The organism is Microbacterium nymphoidis (genome assembly GCF_021044885.1).
Taxonomy (GTDB): Bacteria; Actinomycetota; Actinomycetes; order Actinomycetales; family Microbacteriaceae; genus Microbacterium; species Microbacterium nymphoidis.
On the sequence record NZ_JAJNOD010000002.1, the window covers coordinates 267,296 to 285,628 of the forward strand.

The window sequence follows — 18,333 nt, forward strand, 5'->3', positions numbered from 1 at the left end:
ACCCCGCGCGAGCGGGGTTTTGCTGTTTCTGGGGCTGGTGGCGCGGGTTTCTTTTGCGGGCGGCACCAGTGTGGTGGTGGCGGTACTGGTGTGGCGGGTACACGTCTGCCGTGTGGCGGTTGATGAGCATGCGATAGCCGTGCGGGCTCGTAAGGCTGTCACCAACGAAGGACAACGTCGCCAAAAGAGGATGTTTCGGCCGGAGTGCTCCTCGTTTGGCGACGTTGTCCTCGTTTGGCGACATGGTCCTCTGTTGGGGACGTGTCTGCGCCCCATGTGCATGTTTCGTGAGCGGGGCTGTGGGTGGTTCGGTCCGGGGTTGCACGTGCCGCGTCGTGGTTGGCGCGTCGCGAGCGTTGTCACCAACGAAGGACATTGTCGCCAAAAGAGGATGATTCGGCCGGAGTGGTCCTCGTTTGGCGACATCGTCCTCTTTTGACGACAACGTCCTCGTTTGCCGACATCGTGCTCTGTTGGGCACGCTCCTGGGCCGCCGCCGCCGCGATCGGCGGACTCACTAGCTTCCTCTATCCAATTTCCTATAGGATGCTGAGGTGCGGGGCACCGCCCGCTCTCACGTGGAGGAGATCGCAATGACGCGCCTGTTCAATGATCCGGATGACTTCGCGGCCGATTCGGCTGCCGGGTTCGTGGCGGCATCCCGCCGCTGGGTTCGTCCCGTCACCGGGGGAGTGGTCCGCTCCACGCGGGGTGCCGAATCCACGGTCTCCGTCGTCATCGGCGGCGGCAGCGGGCACTACCCGGCGTTCGCCGGACTGGTCGGTCCGGGGCTCGCGCACGGCGCCGTGATGGGCAACCTCTTCGCCTCCCCCTCGGCGCACCAGGTGCATTCGGTGGCCACCGCTGCGCACGAGGGACGCGGCGTGCTCCTCAGCTACGGGAACTACGCGGGCGATGTGCTGCACTTCACGCAGGCGCAGGAAAGGCTGCGGGCCGCCGGCATCGACTGTCGCACGGTCACCGTCACGGATGACATCTCCAGCGCACCGATCACGGAACGGGACAAGCGCCGCGGCATCGCCGGGGATCTGGTGGTGTTCAAGGTGGCCGGCGCTGCTGCGGAGGAGGGACAGGACCTCGACGGTGTGGAGCGCGTCGCCGCCCTCGCCAATGAGCGGACCCGGTCCCTGGGTGTCGCGTTCGGCGGATGCACCCTTCCGGGCGCCGACGAGCCGCTGTTCACCGTTCCCGAGGGGCGGATGGCCGTGGGGCTCGGCATCCACGGCGAGCCGGGCATCGACGAGGTCGACATCCCCACGGCCGACGGTCTGGCGGAGCTGTTCGTCTCCTCCCTGCTGGCGGAGGTGCCCGACGGCGTCGATCTCGCCACCGCACGCGTGGTTCCGATCCTCAACGGGCTCGGCAGCGTGAAGTACGAGGAGCTGTATGTCGTCTATGCGGCGATCGACCGCCTTCTTGCCCAGGCCGGGGTCACCGTCGTCTCGCCGGAGGTGGGTGAGTTCTGCACCAGCTTTGACATGGCGGGCGCCTCGCTCACGCTGCTCTGGCTCGACGACGAGCTCGAGCGCCTGTGGCTCGCCGCCTGCGACACTCCGGCCTTCCGTCGCGGCGCCGTGGCCGATCGCGTCGTGGTGGACGAGATCGAGGAACTCACCGAGGAGTTCGTCATCCCGCCGGCATCGGACGCATCGCGCGCCGCTGCCGTGACCATCGCCACCGCCCTCGAAGCCATGGCCGCCATGCTGGATGCGGAAGCGGAGGAGCTCGGCCGGATCGACCGGGTCGCCGGGGACGGGGACCACGGCATCGGCATGCAGCGCGGCAGCCGCGCCGCAGCGGCGGCCGCCGCAGAAGGGCTGGCCGGCGGCGCCGGGGCGCGCACGCTGCTGCAGCACGCAGGCGACGCCTGGGCGGACAAGGGAGGCGGGACCTCCGGCGCGATCTGGGGGGAGATGCTCGTTGCGCTCGGCGCCTCGCTGGGCGACGAAGCCCCGGTCGGGGCACCCGAGGTCGGGGCGGGCGTCGGCCGCATGAAGGACGCGGTCATGTCCTTCGGCAAGGCCACGGTCGGCGACAAGACGATGATCGACGCCATCGTTCCGTTCGCGGACGCCCTCGCCCAGCAGCTCTCCGCCGGCGCGGACCTCGTCCCGGCGTGGGAGGAGGCCGCTCGCACTGCACAGGAAGCGGCGCAGGCGACCGCCCATCTGACCGCACGCCTGGGCCGCGCCCGCTCGCACGGCGACAAGAGCCTCGGCACTCCTGACCCCGGCGCAGTTTCCTTCGCGCTCATCACCCACACCGTCCTCGACATCCTCAAGGGAGAGAACTGACATGGCACTTCGACTCGTGATCGGCTGCGATGACGCCGGCTTCGACTACAAGGAACGCATCAAGGCCGACCTGCTGAACAACCCACTGGTGTCGGAGGTGGTGGACGTGGGCGTGGACGCCGACGGCCACACCAACTATCCGACGATCGCGACGACGGCGGCCGAGCGGGTCGCGGCCGGGGACGCGGATCGCGCGATCCTGATCTGCGGCACCGGCCTCGGCGTCGCCATCGCGGCGAACAAAGTCGCCGGGATCCGGGCTGTCACCGCCCACGATTCGTTCTCCGTCGAGCGATCCGTGCTCTCCAACGATGCTCAGGTCCTGTGCATGGGCCAGCGCGTTATCGGCATCGAGCTGGCGCGACGGCTGGCCGCCGAGTGGCTGACCTACACCTTCGACCCGCAGAGCGCGTCCGCGGACAAGGTGCGGGAGATCTGCGCCTACGAAGGCCGCTGATCCGCGATGCTCATCGGGGCGAGTCTGAAGATGTACTTCTCCCACGCGCGCACGCTGGAGTGGGTGTCGGATGTCGCCACCATCGTCGCGGGTCATCCGGCAGCAGACGCCGTGACGGCCTTCGTGATTCCGCAGTACCCCTCCATTCCGGCTGCCCTCGAACGTGCGGGTGATCTTCTGGTGGGAGCGCAAGACGTCGCCACCGAGGACTCCGGCGCGTTCACGGGTGAGGTGTCGGCCGCGGTGCTGGCAGAGCTCGGGTGCCGGTTCGTGGAGGTGGGACACGCGGAGCGGCGCCGGATGTTCGGAGACACCGACGCGGTCGTCGCAGCCAAGACCCATGCCGCGCTGCGGAACGGTCTGGTGCCCATCGTGTGCGTGGGTGAGTCCGAACGGGTGGATGCCGAAGCCGCCGCCGATGTCTGCATCGCCCAGATCCGCAGTGCGCTCGCCGCTGCCGATGACGCAGGCGCACACGGGGAGATCGTCATCGCCTATGAGCCGCTCTGGGCGATCGGTGCGCCCGCGCCCGCGTCAGACGATCACATCCGCAGGGTGTGCACACGGCTGCGCGCCCACCTGCGCGAGGGGGAGCGCCGCGGCGCGGTCATCTACGGGGGCAGTGCCGGACCCGGGCTGCTCACCAGGATCGCGGACAGCGTCGACGGGCTCTTCCTCGGCCGATTCGCGCACGAAGCGGGCGCAGTTCGTGACATCCTCGATGAAGTGGGCGCGCTGACGGCGTGATCGCGCCCGGCTCTGGGAGGTACGGATGGTGTCAGCAGGCGATGGCGGTCTGCGCGGACTGGACTCGACGATCGAGCGTCGAGGGCTGCGCGATCACGTGTACGACCGCATCCTGCGTCTGTTGCTGAGCGGCGAGGCGGCCCCGGGTGCGCGCCTGTCGATCGACACCATCGCACGTCAGCTGGATGTCTCACCCACGCCCGTGCGTGAGGCGATGGTGCAGCTGGAGCGCACCGGACTGGTGACCCGCGAGGCGCTGAAGGGCTATCGGGTCGCACCGCCGCTGGGCGTCGAACAGCTGCGTGAGCTGTTCGACGCGCGAATCATGCTGGAGTCCCGTGCCGCTCGCCTCGCGACCCCGGCGAGCCCGGCGATGCTCGCGGAGCTGCGGGCGGCGGAGGAAGCGCATCGCCGTATCGGTGAGCGCGTGATCACGTCGCTGCGCGCGGGAGACACCGACGTGGAACTCACCACCGCCTACTTCGCCGCCGATGCGGCCTTTCATCGCGTGGTGTTCGATCACTGCGGCAACCGCTACCTCAGCGACATGTCCGAGTCACTCGGTGCGCAGTTGCACCGCATGCGGCAGTCCGTGCTGCACGGGGTCACCGACGTGCGCGAGGCGATCGCCGAGCACGAGGCGATCGCCGACGCCTTCGCGGGGGAGGACCCGGATGCGCCCGAACGTCTCATGCAGCACCACATCGAGCAGGTGCGGGCCCGTTCCCTCGATCTCGAGCAGGTCTGATCCCACCATCGACATGCGCACGGTCTCGTTCGAGGCCGTGCGCATTTCTCGTCTCCGAGGTGAGGGGTTGACGCATCACCTATTTCCTATAGGATCTACGAAGAGCCGAGACCGGTTCGCCATCACGTCAACGGAGTCGTCATGACCGCAACGTCGCACCCCCTCACCAGTCAGAACTGGCCGATCGCCGTCTGCATGCACGGATTCGCTCCCGTCGCCGCGGACGGCACGCGCCTGCACGATGCGACCGCCGAGACCTGGGACGGCGTCTTCGGCCAGATCGAGCGCCTCGGTTTCACCGCCGTCGAGATCGCCGACAGCCACATCCGGCCCTCCGAGCTGGACCCGGCACGCCGAGCGGAGCTGAAGCAGATCGCCACCGCGCACGGCGTCGAGCTGATCTCGGTGCATGTGCAGCGTCAGAGCGTGATCGAACCGGGCAAGGGCGAGCAGAACCTCGCCTATGCCCACCGGGCGATCGATGCCGCCGCCGAACTCGGCATGAGCGTCTTCTCCACCGGTCTGCACCAGCCGTTCAGCGAGGCGCAGCGCAAGGCGCTGTGGTTCTGGACGGCGCCGGGACCGGTCGACCCCGACGACGCAGAGACGCGCGCCCTGGCCGTCCGGCGCCTGCGCGAGCTCGGTGAGCACGCGGCATCCGTCGGTCTGCCGATGGCGCTGGAGATGTACGAGGACACGTACCTCGGCACCGCGGACAGCGCCGTGCGCCTGATCGAGGAGATCGGCCTCGACAACGTGGGCCTCAACCCCGACATCGGAAACCTCGTGCGTCTGCACCGTCCGATCGAGGACTGGCGTGAGATGCACGAGAAGACCCTCCCGTACGCCAACTACTGGCACGTGAAGAACTACATCCGTGACGAGGCGGGGGACGGCAGCTGGCAGACGGCGGTGCCCACGAGCATGGAGCTCGGTCTCATCAACTACCGCGCGATGGTGGCCCGCGCCGTCGAGATCGGCTTCCGCGGCCCGTTCCTCATGGAGCAGTACGGCGGAGACAGCCTCGGCGTGTGCGCCACCAACCGCGACTACCTGCGAACCCTGCTGCCCGACGTGGCAGAGGCCTGACCCGTTGATCGACAAGGAGAACGACATGACCGAACAGCGTCCCGTCTATGCAGTGATCGGCAGCGGCTACATGGGCGGCGGCATCGCGCAGTCGCTCGCGCTCTCGGGCGCCGACGTGCGCATCGCCGACGTCGACATCGACATCGCGCAGAAGAACCGCGATCGCCTCATCGCCGAGGCGGAGCAGTTCGCGGCCGACGGGCTCTTCCCCGCCGACGCCGCTGCCGTGATCGCCGAGCGCCTCACGGCCGCCACCATCGAAGACGCCGTCGCCGGGGCCACCTTCATCGAGGAGGCCGTGCCCGAGAAGATCGAGATCAAGCACGCGACGCTGCGACGGATCTCGGCGGCCGCATCCCCGGACGCCATCATCGGCAGCAACACCTCCACGATCCTCATTGGCCGCCTGGCCGAAGCGGTCAGCAACCCGGAGCGCTTCCTGGGCGTGCACTTCTCCAACCCGGCGCCCTTCATCCCCGGCGTCGAGCTCATCCCGCACGCGGGAACCGACGAGGCCGTCCTCCCGACGGTGGAGGCGATCGTCGCCGCGACCGGCAAGGAGACCGCCCGGGTGAAGGACGCCACCGGTTTCGTCCTCAACCGCCTGCAGTACGCGCTGTTCCACGAGGCCACGCAGCTGGTGGAGGAGGGCGTGGCCACGCCGGAGGACATCGACACGATCGTCCGCACCACCTTCGGTTTCCGGCTGCCGTTCTTCGGCCCGTTCGCCATCGCCGACATGGCCGGGCTGGACGTGTACGCGTTCTGCTACGCCTCGTTGCAGACCGAGTTCCCCGAGCGCTTCGCCACCCCGCCGATCCTCGATGCCCTGGTGTCCGCCGGAAAGCTCGGCACCAAGTCGGGCGCAGGCTTCCTCGACGTCCCGGCCGACCGCACCCCGGAGCTCGTGGCGTACCGCAACAAGGCCTACGTCGCGATGAAGAAGCTCGTCGACGAACTCGGCCCCGCCCCGATCCACTCCGCCCAGAACTAAGGAGAACGACATGGCCACTGCATTTCCCACCGAGCGCACCGTCATCCTGACGGGCGCCGCCAGCCCCCGCGGCATCGGCCGCGCCACCGCGTTCTACCTCGCCGAGCGCGGGTGGAACGTCGGCATCATCGACGTCGACGGTGACGCCGCCGCACGCACCGCCGCCGAGGTCGCCGAAGCCCACGGCGTCCGTGCCGCGGGCGTCGGCGCGAACGTCGCCGATCGCGAGCAGGCGGTCGCGGCCGTCGACGCGCTGGAGGCCGAGCTGCCCCAGACCGTCGCACTGGTCAACTTCGCGGGCGTCTCGTCTCCGATCCCGTACCTGGAGGTCACCCCGGAGGAGTGGCACCGCGTGCAGTCCATCAACCTCGAAGGCGTGCACTGGGTGACCCAGCGCGTGGCGCGCACGCTTGCGGAGAACGGGGTGGGCCGCCTCGTCGGCATCTCCTCCGTCTCCGCCCAGCGTGGTGGCGGAACGTTCTCCAAGACCCCGTACTCGGCATCGAAGGCGGGCGTCATCGGCCTCATGCGCTCCATCGCCCGAGAGCTGGGACCGCTCGGCGTGACGGCCAACGTGATCTCGCCCGGCCCCATCGACACCGACATCATGGGCGGTACCCTCACGGACGAGCGCAAGGCCGCCATGGCCGCCGACGGTGTCCTGCCGCGTATCGGCACTCCCACCGACATCGCCGCCGCTGTCGCCTACCTCATCAGCGAGGACGCCGGATTCGTGACGGGCCAGACCCTGAACGTCGACGGTGGCCTCTACATGCACTGAGGTTCGCGCACATGTCCGGATCCTGGTCCAAGAGCCGTATCGCCTTCCTCGCGGTCGGGGTGATCTGCGTGGTCATCGGCCTCGTGCTGATCGTCCCGTCCCTGGGCGGCTGACCCCCATTCGATAACCACTCAAAGGAGAGTTCGTGTCCCATTCGGAGTTCGGTCCCGCCACGCGGGCCAATGTCACCGTGGCGCAGGACCTGTTGTCCAGCCCGCATCTGACCAGCGGTATCCGCAAGGCGACCTTCCGCCTCATGCCGATGCTGATCATCCTCTACTTCGTCGCGTTCCTCGATCGCACGAATGTGGGCTTCGCCGAGGCCGCCCTCGAGGTCGACCGCAACATCACCGCGGGCGCCTATGCGCTGGGTGCCGGCATCTTCTTCATCGGCTACGCGCTGTTCGAGATCCCCTCGAATCTGCTGCTGGACAAGTTCGGTGCCCGCTTCTGGCTGGCTCGCATCGCCATCACGTGGGGTATCGTCGCTGCGGCGTTCGCCTTTGTGAACGGCGAGACGATGTTCATCATCCTGCGCTTCCTCCTGGGCGTGACGGAAGCGGGACTGTTCCCCGGCGTCATCATGTTCCTGGCCCAGTGGTTCCCGAACAAGCGCCGCGTCCAGATGTTCGCGCTGTTCTACCTCGCTCAGCCGTTCTCACAGATGCTGGGCGCACCGCTGTCGGGTGGGCTCATCAGCTTCGGTGACCAGGTCACGCCCTGGGCCGGATGGCAGGTGATGTTCTTCGTCGAGGGCATGATGGCGGTCGCCGCCGGAATCGCGTCGTTCTTCTTCCTCGTCGACTCGCCCCAGAAGGCGAAGTTCCTCAATGACGATGAGAAGGCCGCGATGAAGGAGGTCATGGATCACGAGGACTCGGTGAAGGAGTCCGACGGTCCGCGCGGGATCGGCGCCGCGCTGATCAGCTGGAAGGTGTGGTACTTCACGGCGATCTACTTCTGCCTGCAGATCGCGGTGTACGGCACGACGTTCTACCTGCCACAGCAGGTGTCCAGCCTCATCGGGCAGTCCGTCGGCTGGCAGGTGGGTCTCGTTTCCGCCATCCCGTGGGCAGTGGGCCTGTTCGCCTGCTACTACGTGGGAAAGCACGCCACGACCGTCAAGCGGCGCCGCACCTGGGGTGCGCTGTTCTTCCTCATCACCGGTCTCGCGATCCTCGTGTCCGCCTGGGCCGGGGCCAACGGTCAGGGGCTGCTGGGCATCGCAGCCATCACAGTCGCTGTCGCGGCATTCCTGTCGACCGGGCCCATCACGTGGTCGTTCCCGACCTCGTTCCTCACGGGGGCGGCCGCAGCCGCCGGTATCGGCCTGATCAACTCGCTCGGCAATCTGGGCGGCTTCGTGGCGCCCATCATGCGCACCGGCATCAACGACGCGGTGCCGACCGACAGCGGTGCCTGGGGTGTGGTCTCGCTGGGTGTGTTCGCCTTCGTGGCTGCCGTCATGATGTGGGCGACGCGCTTCTTCAGCGCGAAGGCCGACGCCCTGCTCGTCACGGATCGGGCACCAGGTCACTGACCCGACGGGGCGCGTACCGGATGGTACGCGCCCCGTACTCTTCGACAGGAGGAACGCATGTCATCGAAGACCGTCTTCATCGGCCTCGGAGCCATCGGGCTGCCGATGGCCCGCAGCATCGCCCGAGCCGGCTTCGACGTCGTCGGCGTCGAAGCGTCACCGGAAGGACGAGAGCGTGCGGCAGCGGCGGGCTTGCGTGCCGTGGCCTCCATCGCGGACGCCGGCGTCGTCGATGTCGCCGTCGTCATGGTGGCAACCGCTGAGCAGCTCGCCGCCGTGGTGGATGCGGCCCTCGCCGGAGCAGAGATCACGGGATCGCACTGGATCGTCATGTCCACGGTCGGTCCCGACGCCGTCCGCGCGCAGGCCGAGCGGCTGGCCGGTGCCGGTGCGCGGGTCGTGGATGCGCCGGTGAGCGGTGGCGTGGCGCGCGCGGCCACGGGCGAGCTCTCCCTCTTCGTTGCGGGCGAGAGCGAGCACATCGCGGCCGTCGCGCCGGTCCTGGATGCCATGGGCACCGTGCGCGTGGTCGGGGCCGCTATCGGGGACGGGCAGGCGGTCAAGGTGGTGAATCAGCACCTCTGCGCGGTTCATATCGTCGCCGCCGCCGAAGCACTGGCCCTGGCGGAACGGCTGGGACTGGACCCCGCTTTCGTGCTCGACGTCGTGGGCGGGGGTGCGGCTGCGTCGTTCATGCTCGCCGATCGTGGTCCGCGCATGCTGCAGGGGGAGGATGCCCCGGTGCTCAGCCAGATCGGCATCTTCGTGAAAGACACCGGACTCGTCGCCGATGCGGCCGATGCCGCCGGCATCTCGCTGCCCGTGCTGGCCGCTGCCCGTGAGAGATTCCTCCGCGCGGATGCCGCGGGCCTGCGCGGCCGCGACGACTCCAGCGTGATCGAGACCTATCGCGAGAGGAGCGGATCATGAAGACCGTGGTGCTGGACGACGACCCGACCGGGACCCAGTCGGCGTCCGGGGTGACCGTGCTCCTGCAGTACGACGCGGACCTGCTGCGCGAGGCGCTCTCCCGGGCGGACAGCGTGTACGTGCAGACGAACTCCCGTGCGATTGACGAGGAAGCCGCGATCGCACTGGTGTCGGACGTTCGCGACGCGGCCAGGAGCGCCGCAGCGAGCCTCGGTGAGGACCTGCAGTTCGTCCTGCGCGGAGACTCGACGCTGCGCGGGCACGTCTTCGCGGAGACCGAGCAGTTCCTCGACGAGGACGCTGTCATCGTGTTCAGCCCGGCTTTCCCCGCGGGTGGCCGCACCACGCTGGACGGTGTCCATCGGGTGCGCATCGGCGATCAGGACCTGCCCGCGCATGAGACGGAGTACGCCGATGATCCGGTGTTCCCATTCTCCTCCGGGGTGCTCGCCGACTACGTTGCCGAGAAGTCCGGACGTCCCTCTTTGCTCGTGGATCTGGAGACGGTGCGCGCCGGCGGCGTGGCCTCCGCCATCGCCACGGCTCCGGCCGGCGCCGTGGTGCTGCCCGACGCCCTCACCGACGACGACATCCGCGAGATCGCCCGGGCCATCGCCGTGGTGCGCCGTGCCGGCCGCTCGGTGGTGGTCCGCAGCGCGTCGCCGCTGGCCGCCGCGCTCGCGGGCGTCGAGAGCGACGGATTACTCCCTCGTCCACTGATCCCGTTGCCGGTGCCGACCCTGCTGGCCTGCGGTTCCCACACCGCGGGCGCGACCGCACAGCTCGACGCCGTCGCGGCCATCCACGGGCCCGCCGTCGTCATCCCCACGGCGGACGCCTTCGCCGATGCGGTGGCAGCGGGACTCGCCGCGGCCGATCGCGCCCGAGAGCAGCTCGCGCAGGGCGGTCTCGCGGTCGTGTCCACCGAGCGACACCGGCGTCCTGAGCACAACACGTTGCGTCACGGCGAGCTCGTCATGCAGGCGCTCACCGTCGCCGTCCGCGCTCTCGTCCCGGAGGTGGAAGCCGTCGTTGCGAAGGGCGGGATCACCTCCGCAGAGCTGGCGCGCACGGGCGTCGGCGCCACGCGTGCCGAGGTGCGGGGCCAGGTGATTCCGGGCGTCTCGGTCTGGGATCTCGTCTCCGCCGAGGGGGACCCGCGGCTGTATGTCGTGGTGCCAGGCAATGTCGGCGATGCCTCGGCGCTCACCGACGTGCTGGCAGCCCTCGGCCGCTGACCGCGGCACCCCGGGAACCTGACACAACACAGCGGCCCCGGCGGATCACTCCGCCGGGGCCGCTGTGTTGTGTCGGATCAGGCTCCGGCCTGCAGCGCCCGAACCGACGTGAAGCGCCGGCGTGCGATGGACGCGGTGGTCACGACGATGGACAGCACCGTCCAGATCACAAGGGCCGTCAGAGCGGCGCCGAAGCCGCCCGCGGGCGTCACCAGCGCGAGCAGACCCTGATACGCCGGTGCCGTCGGAAGCACTCCGGCGACCGCGTCCAGGAATCCGGGGGTGGTGGAGACCACACCGGTGGCGAAGAACAGGACGCCGACGATCGCCGAGATCCAGCGCCCGGCGCCGCCGAACAGGGCGACCAGCGCCTGGTTGACGGCGGCGAAGGCGATGCCGGCGAGGGCTGCGACACCCGCGAACGCGAACCACTCGCCGACGTCGTACTTCGCGACGAACTGGACCACGCCGGCGATGAGCACGCCCTGCACAGCACCGATCAGGGCACCCGGAATCAGCGCCCGGAGGGTGAGCACAACCGACGGGCGACGCTCCGCAAGCGTGCGCGCCGTGCGTGCCTGCATGGCGATGTACGAGGCGAGGCCACCGAACCAGAGTGCGAAAACGGCCAGCAGCGGGATGGCGGAGTCTCCGAACATGTTCGAGCCGGTGCCCTCGGTGACCACCGGGTTCGCCACCACGGTGGCCAGATCCGTGCGCTGCTGTTCGCTGTAGCTCGGGATCTGCTTCACAGCGTCCTGGAGCCCGTCCGCCAGGCCGGCACTGCCGTCCGCCAGCTTCGTGCTGCCGTCGGCGAGCGTGGTGGTTCCTTCTGCCAGCGTGGTTGCGCCGTCCGCCGTCTGCCCGACGCCGTCGCTCAGCGCGGAGGCGCCGGACGCCAGCTGGTCGGCTCCGTCGGCCAGCGCGCTGGTGCCGGAGGCGAGGGAACCTGCGCCGATCTGCGTCTGCCCGAGACCGAGGGACAGCCCCGAGGCGCCGTCGGAGAGTTGCTGAATGCCGGACGCCAGCTGGGATGAGCCCGAGGCGAGCGAGGAAGCACCGGTCGCGGTCGCGTCCACGCCATCGGCCACCGAGGCGGCGCCCGACGCGAGGGCCGCGGCGCCTGCGGCCAGTTCCTTGCCGCCCTGGTCGAGCGGTGCCGCCTGGGTGATGAGGGTGTCGATGCCCGAGGCGAGTGCGGTGGCCCCCTGAGCGAGGTTGGGCGAGCCGTCGGGGCCGGGCGTCGTGTCGATCGCGTCACCGAGCGCGACGAGCTGGTCCGCGATGGTCCCCGGCAGAGCCTGCGCCGTGCCCTGGGCGTACGCCGAGGCGGTGCCTGCCTGCGTTGCGGCCGTGGTCGCGTCTCCGGTGGCGAGTGCACCGAGCGCCTGCGCCTGCTGCGCGAGGGCGATGCACGAGGCATCGGTCTGCCCGTGCGCCACAGCGCACGACTGCGCCGCGGCGCCCAGCGTCTGGGCGGCGTCGCCGATCTGCGTCGCGACGGACGCCGTCGTGGCGGCCGCATCGCTGGCGTTGGTCAGCAGCTCGTCGGGAAGCAGCGCGGAGGAGCGCATGGTCTCCGCGTTGGCGCGGATCTCGTCCGCCAGCGTCCCGATGCCGTCCCGCAGCTGTCCGGCTCCGGCGGAGATCTGGGGAAGCGCGCCGAGCACAGCCGACACCCCGTCGGTGTACGTCTTCACGCCACCCGACAGGTCGGATGCGCCCGTGGCGATGCCGCGGGCACCCGGCGCCAGCGCGCTGAGACCCTCGGTGAGCTGACCGGCGCCCTGCGCAAGTCCCTGCGCGCCCGTCGCGGACGCCGCGGCGCCATCGGCGAGCTGGGTGGCACCCGGGGCGAGCTGGTTGAGGCCGGAGGCGAGCTGACCGGCGCCGTCGGCGAGCTGATGGGTGCCGTCCGCCGCGGTCGCCGCTCCGCTCGAGAGTTGCTGCGCACCGCTGTCCAGCTGCCCGATGCCGTCCGCGAGCGTGGTCGCTCCGTCGGCCAGCTGCCGGGTGCCGTCCGCGCTCTGCCGCGTTCCGTCGGCGAGCTCGGTGGCGCCGTCCGCCGCCGTGCCCAGCTGTTCGTTCAGTGTGGTGAAGCCCAGGAGCACGTTCTCGAGGTAGTTCTTCGAGAGCATCTCGCCCATGCTGCCGGAGGCGATCGTGGCGATCTGGTTGGTGATGGTGGCATCGAACACCTTGGCGTCCGGCGACGTGGTCACCTCGATCTTCGCCTGCTCTGGGTTGTCGCCCGCGGTGGAGGTGGCGGCGGCCGAGAAGTTCTCCGGGATGGTGATCGCGGCGTCGTAGGTGCCGTCTGCGAGGCCGGACTTCGCGTCGTCCGCGTTGGAGATCACCCAGTCGATGTTGCTGTCGACGTCGTCGGATCCCTCCACGAGTCCGGCGGTGAGCTGGCGCCCCAGCGGCACGGTCTGCCCGTTGAGCGTGACGGGGGAGTCCTCGTTCACGATCGCGGCACGGATGTTGTCGAGCCTCTCGGTCGGGTTCCACAGCGCGGCGACGAGAACACCGCCGATGAGGACCGGGAGCAGGATCACCCCGATGACAGTCAGCCAGGTGACCCGGCGCCGGGTGGTGGCTCGTTCGATGGGAAGGGTCATGCGATCACCTCACGGGTGGAGCGGACGGATGCGAGTTCGACGGTGACCGGGCGGGACCGGTCTGCCCGCAGGAGCACGTCGGCGACGGCGGCGGGGTACTGGCCGCCGGAGGCGGCGAGGGTGAGGGAATGACCGGCGCGTGCGGCGCGCAGCCCCGCGTCGCGGATCGTCGCGGCGGCCTGCTCACGGGCGGCGGCGGAGAGGGCGTCCAGGCCGTCGATCACCACCAGGCGCGTGCCGCCGGAGAAGGCCGTGCGCAGTGCGCGCAGCGGATCGGCGGCATCGGCGAGGAGCGCGACGCCCACGTTGGAGCGCACCCACGATCCGCGGGCCGGAAGCAGGCGCCCGAGCACCTTCACGATCCCGTCCGTCGGAGCCAGACGGCCCGCGATCGTCAGCAGCACGGCACGGTCGCCCGCCCCGCTCACGAGGAGAGTGTCATCCGCCTCCACCTGGAAGCTGACACCGGAGTAGAGCTCCGCATCCTCGTCGCGCACGGCGAGGTCCTGCGCGGCGATCACCGCGGTGGAATCGGGCGACGGCCACTGCTCGAGCTCCTTCTCCCGGACGACCGCCTCGCCCTCGATGTCGAAGTGGGGAAGCAGCCGGTCGAGCCAGCGCGGGAACCACCACGCCTTGTCGCCGAGCAGCGCCATGATGGCCGGGGTCAGGGTCATGCGGATGAGGAAGGCGTCCACCGCGATACCGACCGCGAGGCCGAGAGCGATGGGCTTGATCGACGAGTCGCCCTCGGGGACGAAGGCCACGAACACCGCGAACATGATCAGTGCGGCCGCGGTCACCACGCGCGCCGAGGCGGAGAACCCGCTGCGAACGGAGGCGATGGCAATGGCGCGATCCGCCCGGCGGAACCGGGTGGCGTGCACGAAGTCCTCGCGCATACGGGAGACCAGGAACACCTCGTAATCCATTGCCAGACCGAAGAGCACCCCCATCAGGACGATGGGCATGAAGGAGATCACGGGGCCGACCTTCGCCACGTGGAGGGCATCGGCCAGCCATCCCCACTCGAAGACCGCGCTGACCACGCCGAACGCGGCGAGAACGCTCAGCAGATAGCCCACGGTGGCCTTCAGCGGCACCCAGATGGAGCGGAACACGATCATCAGCAGGATGAACGACAGACCCACCACGAACACGCCGAAGGGCAGGAGCGCCGCGCCCAGCTTGTCGGAGATGTCGATGGCTACGGCCGTGAACCCGGTCACCGACACGTCGATGCCGTACGTGTCCTTCCACTCGTCGTGGTGCGAGCGCAGCTCGCGCACCAGGTCGGCGGTGACGGGATCGTCGGGTGCCGTCGTCGGGATGACTTGCACGATGCCGGTGTCCGCCGTCATGTTCGGCGTGGCCAGCGGGACCGCCTTGACGCCGGGGAGATCGCGGATCTCGTCGGCGAGGTCCTCCATCAGGCCCAGCGGATCGGTGGAGGTGACGATGGTGCCGGTGACGATGAGCGGGCCGTTGAAGCCGGGGCCGAACTTCTCGGCCACGAGGTCGTAGCTCTGCCGCGCCTCGGATGAATGCGGGAGGACTCCGGCATTCGGCAGCGCGAGCGCGAGGCTTCCGGAGGGGATCGCCACGACGCCGAGTCCGACCACCACGGCGACCGTGGTGATGACGGGGTGGCGCGTGACCAGGCGCACCCAGCGCGCGGAGAAGGTGCGGCTGCGTGGGCGGGGCTTGCGCGGCGGACGACCCGCCACCTTGCCCTTGACGAAGCCGAGCAGCGCGGGCGTCATGGTGATGGCGAGGCACATTCCGATGAGCACGGCGCCGGAGGCGGCGATCCCCATCGTGGTGAGGAACGGCACGCCGGCGAAACCGAGGCCGATGAGGGCGATGAGCACGGTGATGCCGGCGAACACCACGGCGGAACCGGCCGTGCCGGTGGCCTGCGCGGCGGACTCCTCGGGGTCGGCTCCCGCTCTGACCTGATCCTGATGTCGCGACACGATGAACAGCGAATAGTCGATGCCGACGGCGAGACCCAGCATCAGTGCCAGCAGCGGGGTGGTGGAGGAGATGGAGGTGAAGAGGGTGGCGATGAAGATGGCCGCCATGGAGATGCCGACGCCCAGGATCGCTGTCAGGAGCGGAAGTCCCGCCACCACGAACGACCGGAACGTCACGATCAGCACGAGCAGCGCGATCAGCAGCCCGACGCCCTCGGTGATGGAGATCGCGGGGATGGAGACGGCGAAGAGGTCGCCGCCGAGGAGCACGTCCGAGCCGTCCGGAAGCTCGGTGCGCAGATCCGCTGTGATGCTTGTGAGGTCGTCCTTCGTTTGCTGCGGGACGTCGGTGGCCTGACCGTCGAACTGGAGCTGCACGATGGCGGCGGACCCGTCATCAGCGATGAGGCCGTCCACCGTCTCGCCGAACGGGTCGGTGACGGCGAGGACGCCGTCCAGCTTCTCCAGCTCGGCGATGGTCGCCTCGATCTGCGGCTTGTAGGTCTCGATGTCGGAGCCGTCGGGAACCGCCGCGATGAACTGCGCGTTGGTTCCGCTCACCTGCGGGAACGTGCGTGAGAGCTGCTCGAGCCCGGCCTGCGACTCCGTGCCGGGAATCGAGAACGAGTTGTCCGTGCCCTTGTTCAGCATCGCGCCGCCGCCGGCGATGCCCAGAACGAGCAGCCAGGCGATGAGAACCCGCCACGGGTGACGGTACGACCAGCGGCCGAGGGAGTAGAGCAGGGTCGACACTCGAGAGCCTCCAGCGATCAGGTTCGATACAGTTGTGTATCGGATACAGTTATGTATCGTAACCCGATTTAGTCCGCTGTTTCTGAACGGGGGATGTGAGACTGGGAGTTCGAGAAGGAGATGCATGCGCGACGAGGTCGACGGCCCGAACAATGACGTGACGGGCGAGACGAAGACCGGACGCAGCCGGGGGAACACCCGTGCCCGGCTGTTCGAGGCGGCCGCCGAGGTGTTCGGCGAGATCGGCGTCGACGCGGCGTCCGTGGAGATGATCACCGAGCGCGCCGGCTTCACCCGCGGTGCGTTCTACTCGAACTTCGAGTCGAAGGACGACCTGTTCTTCGCGCTGGTGTCCGCGGTCTCCGATCGCAAGCTCCTCGCGGTGAGCGAGCGGGTGCGCTCCCTGGAGTCCGAGGGCCTGCGCGACATGGCCGTGGAGGAGCTGCTCGGCCGCATCCTGGACGTGATCGTCGACGAACCCGTCGCCGTGCGCCTGATGAACGAGTTCCGTACCCGCGCGATGCGCGACGAGCGTGCTGCGCAGGCGTATCTCGCCTGGCAGCACGGCATGGAGGAGCGCGTCGAGGGCATCGTCGGCGACATCGCGCGGGGGACCGGGCTGCAACTGTCGATGCAGCCCGCCGAGCTCGCGCAGATGGTGATGTTCATCTGGGAGGGCACCAGCGTTCAGGCTGTGATCGAGCGCCGCGATCAGGAGGATCTGGCCGATCAGGTCTGCCGGCGTACGGTGGCGATCATCGCGGCGCTCGTCGCTTCGCAGACCACCGGTCGCGGCTAGGGTCCGCGCTCGATGAGCCGGTGATCATCACAACCGCGTGACGCGTGTGGTTCAGCTCTCCAGCAGGCGATAGCAGCGGGTGACGCGTTCGCGCCACCAGAGCGCGCGCCCGGCGTCGGCCGCGAGCCGCTGCAGCGCGCCCGCTTCCGGCACCACCCGCCCCGCGGGAAGGACGCCCTCACGCGGACGGGCATCGGCCACGTCGTCGCGCAGCAGGGAGGCGGTGCCGAGGCCGCAGTCGAAGTCGAGATTCGGCAGCGCCGCGGCGAGTGCCGCGCCCATGCCGATCCCGATCGCCGAGTCCAGTGCGCTGGAGACGACCGCCGGAAGTCCCGCCTGGGCGACCACGTCCAGCGCCCGCCGGATGCCGCCGAGCGGTTGCGCCTTCACGATGAGCACGTCGGCGGCTTTCGCCCGCGCCACGGCGATCGGATCCTCCGCCTTGCGCACACTCTCGTCGGCGGCGATCAGGATGCCGGCGTACTTCACGCGCCGACGGACATCGGCCAGCTCGGCCACGGTGGCACACGGCTGCTCCACGTACTCCAGGTCGTATTCGGCGAGCGCGTGGATCGCGCGCTCCGCTTCATCCACGTTCCACCCGGCGTTCGCATCGACGCGGATACGCCCCTCGGGGCCCATCTCGGCACGCACGGCGCGGACGCGTTCGACGTCGTCGGCGAGCGACTGGCCTCGCTCGGCCACTTTCACCTTCGCCGTGCGGCAGCCGTCGAAGCGCGCGAGCACGGCGGCGACCTCTGAAGCGGGTACCGCGGGGACCGTGGCGTTCACCGGCACCAGGTCCCGCCGCGGCGGGGGAGCGACGTGCCAGCCGAAATCCAGCGCGCCGGCCAGCCACGACGACGCCTCCGCGTCGTCGTACTCCAGGAACGGCGAGAATTCCGTCCAGCCCGCTGGTCCTTCGAAGAGGGCGACTTCGCGCAGGTCCACTCCGCGAAAGCGCACCGCCATCGGCAGGGTGACCACGCGCATCGTGTCCAGGACCTCGGCCAGCGGTGGCAGCATCATGCCCCCATTCTGCCCCCGGTGTCGGGCTCCGCAACGCAGATCGCCGCGCGAGCGGGTGCCGGCGGGCGGGCGCGGCGGGCGGGCGGGCGCGGCGGGCGGGTCGCAGCGGCGCGCATCGCCGTGCTCCCGGCCTGTGGTCTCACCTTCGGTGGTCTTGGTGCTGTTGTGGCGCCGAACATGGGACCAGCTCGGCCGGTGGTCTCACTTTCGGTGGTTTTGGTGCTGTTGTGGCGCCGAATATCGGACCGGCTCGGCCGGTGGTCTCACTTTCGGCGGTTTTGGTGCTGTTGTGGCGCCGAACATGAGACCAGTTCGG

At 69.5% G+C, this 18,333-nt stretch carries 14 protein-coding genes; 11 read left to right on the plus strand and 3 right to left on the minus strand.

Going from position 1 to position 18,333, the window contains the following annotated elements:
- Positions 1-593 precede the first annotated feature (593 nt).
- The 10 genes from LQ566_RS10515 (at position 594) to LQ566_RS10560 (ending at position 10,839) form a co-directional block, all read left to right on the plus strand.
- Positions 594-2,315, plus strand: a complete 1,722-nt coding sequence (locus tag LQ566_RS10515) for a dihydroxyacetone kinase family protein (RefSeq protein ID WP_231091642.1) — start codon at positions 594-596, stop codon at positions 2,313-2,315.
- Between the two features lies 1 nt (position 2,316).
- Entirely contained in the window at positions 2,317-2,772 is a 456-nt protein-coding gene (locus LQ566_RS10520) for a ribose-5-phosphate isomerase (RefSeq protein ID WP_231091643.1), read from the plus strand.
- A gap of 6 nt (positions 2,773-2,778) precedes the next feature.
- Complete coding sequence (locus LQ566_RS10525; RefSeq protein WP_231091644.1) at positions 2,779-3,519, plus strand: triose-phosphate isomerase family protein; 741 nt, start codon at positions 2,779-2,781, stop codon at positions 3,517-3,519.
- Between the two features lie 25 nt (positions 3,520-3,544).
- The gene (locus LQ566_RS10530) at positions 3,545-4,267 is read left to right on the plus strand and encodes a GntR family transcriptional regulator (RefSeq protein ID WP_231091645.1); all 723 of its coding nucleotides are present in this window, start codon (positions 3,545-3,547) and stop codon (positions 4,265-4,267) included.
- Positions 4,268-4,408: 141 nt separating this feature from the next.
- Positions 4,409-5,356: a sugar phosphate isomerase/epimerase family protein gene (locus LQ566_RS10535; protein ID WP_231091646.1), complete on the plus strand. Its 948-nt coding sequence runs from the start codon at positions 4,409-4,411 to the stop codon at positions 5,354-5,356.
- 25 nt (positions 5,357-5,381) lie between these two features.
- A complete protein-coding gene (locus LQ566_RS10540) occupies positions 5,382-6,350 on the plus strand; it encodes a 3-hydroxyacyl-CoA dehydrogenase family protein (RefSeq protein WP_231091647.1) in 969 nt (322 codons plus the stop codon).
- Between the two features lie 10 nt (positions 6,351-6,360).
- On the plus strand, positions 6,361-7,131 hold the full coding sequence (locus LQ566_RS10545; protein ID WP_231091649.1) for an SDR family NAD(P)-dependent oxidoreductase: 771 nt from the start codon (positions 6,361-6,363) through the stop codon (positions 7,129-7,131).
- A 145-nt stretch (positions 7,132-7,276) separates the two neighbouring features.
- Complete coding sequence (locus LQ566_RS10550; RefSeq protein WP_231091650.1) at positions 7,277-8,671, plus strand: MFS transporter; 1,395 nt, start codon at positions 7,277-7,279, stop codon at positions 8,669-8,671.
- A 57-nt stretch (positions 8,672-8,728) separates the two neighbouring features.
- On the plus strand, positions 8,729-9,601 hold the full coding sequence (locus tag LQ566_RS10555; protein WP_231091651.1) for an NAD(P)-dependent oxidoreductase: 873 nt from the start codon (positions 8,729-8,731) through the stop codon (positions 9,599-9,601).
- Entirely contained in the window at positions 9,598-10,839 is a 1,242-nt protein-coding gene (locus tag LQ566_RS10560) for a four-carbon acid sugar kinase family protein (protein ID WP_231091652.1), read from the plus strand. The genes LQ566_RS10555 and LQ566_RS10560 overlap by 4 nt, the downstream gene beginning before the upstream one ends.
- A 77-nt stretch (positions 10,840-10,916) precedes the next feature.
- Here LQ566_RS10560 and LQ566_RS10565 read toward each other — a convergent pair whose 3' ends face one another.
- Together LQ566_RS10565 and LQ566_RS10570 are read right to left on the minus strand one after the other, a co-directional pair.
- Positions 10,917-13,460, minus strand: a complete 2,544-nt coding sequence (locus tag LQ566_RS10565) for a YhgE/Pip domain-containing protein (protein ID WP_231091653.1) — start codon at positions 13,458-13,460, stop codon at positions 10,917-10,919.
- Positions 13,457-16,189 (minus strand): MMPL family transporter, encoded by a 2,733-nt coding sequence (locus LQ566_RS10570; protein WP_231091654.1) that lies wholly within the window; start codon positions 16,187-16,189, stop codon positions 13,457-13,459. The genes LQ566_RS10565 and LQ566_RS10570 overlap by 4 nt, the downstream gene beginning before the upstream one ends.
- A gap of 124 nt (positions 16,190-16,313) precedes the next feature.
- Here LQ566_RS10570 and LQ566_RS10575 point away from each other — a divergent pair, with 124 nt between their 5' ends.
- Positions 16,314-16,988: a TetR/AcrR family transcriptional regulator gene (locus LQ566_RS10575; protein ID WP_231091655.1), complete on the plus strand. Its 675-nt coding sequence runs from the start codon at positions 16,314-16,316 to the stop codon at positions 16,986-16,988.
- 51 nt (positions 16,989-17,039) lie between these two features.
- On the opposite strand, the gene LQ566_RS10580 is transcribed toward LQ566_RS10575, so the two are convergent.
- Positions 17,040-18,014 (minus strand): o-succinylbenzoate synthase, encoded by a 975-nt coding sequence (locus LQ566_RS10580; RefSeq protein WP_372459802.1) that lies wholly within the window; start codon positions 18,012-18,014, stop codon positions 17,040-17,042.
- Positions 18,015-18,333 lie beyond the last annotated feature (319 nt).

Coding starts and splice junctions, on each gene's coding strand:
- LQ566_RS10515 (WP_231091642.1), top strand. CDS start 594: ATGACGCGCCTGTTCAATGATCCGGATGACTTCGCGGCCGATTCGGCT.
- LQ566_RS10525 (WP_231091644.1), top strand. CDS start 2,779: ATGCTCATCGGGGCGAGTCTGAAGATGTACTTCTCCCACGCGCGCACG.
- LQ566_RS10560 (WP_231091652.1), top strand. CDS start 9,598: ATGAAGACCGTGGTGCTGGACGACGACCCGACCGGGACCCAGTCGGCG.
- LQ566_RS10555 (WP_231091651.1), top strand. CDS start 8,729: ATGTCATCGAAGACCGTCTTCATCGGCCTCGGAGCCATCGGGCTGCCG.
- LQ566_RS10540 (WP_231091647.1), top strand. CDS start 5,382: ATGACCGAACAGCGTCCCGTCTATGCAGTGATCGGCAGCGGCTACATG.
- LQ566_RS10535 (WP_231091646.1), top strand. CDS start 4,409: ATGACCGCAACGTCGCACCCCCTCACCAGTCAGAACTGGCCGATCGCC.
- LQ566_RS10545 (WP_231091649.1), top strand. CDS start 6,361: ATGGCCACTGCATTTCCCACCGAGCGCACCGTCATCCTGACGGGCGCC.
- LQ566_RS10575 (WP_231091655.1), top strand. CDS start 16,314: ATGCGCGACGAGGTCGACGGCCCGAACAATGACGTGACGGGCGAGACG.
- LQ566_RS10565 (WP_231091653.1), bottom strand. CDS start 13,460: ATGACCCTTCCCATCGAACGAGCCACCACCCGGCGCCGGGTCACCTGG.
- LQ566_RS10530 (WP_231091645.1), top strand. CDS start 3,545: ATGGTGTCAGCAGGCGATGGCGGTCTGCGCGGACTGGACTCGACGATC.
- LQ566_RS10520 (WP_231091643.1), top strand. CDS start 2,317: ATGGCACTTCGACTCGTGATCGGCTGCGATGACGCCGGCTTCGACTAC.
- LQ566_RS10580 (WP_372459802.1), bottom strand. CDS start 18,014: ATGCTGCCACCGCTGGCCGAGGTCCTGGACACGATGCGCGTGGTCACC.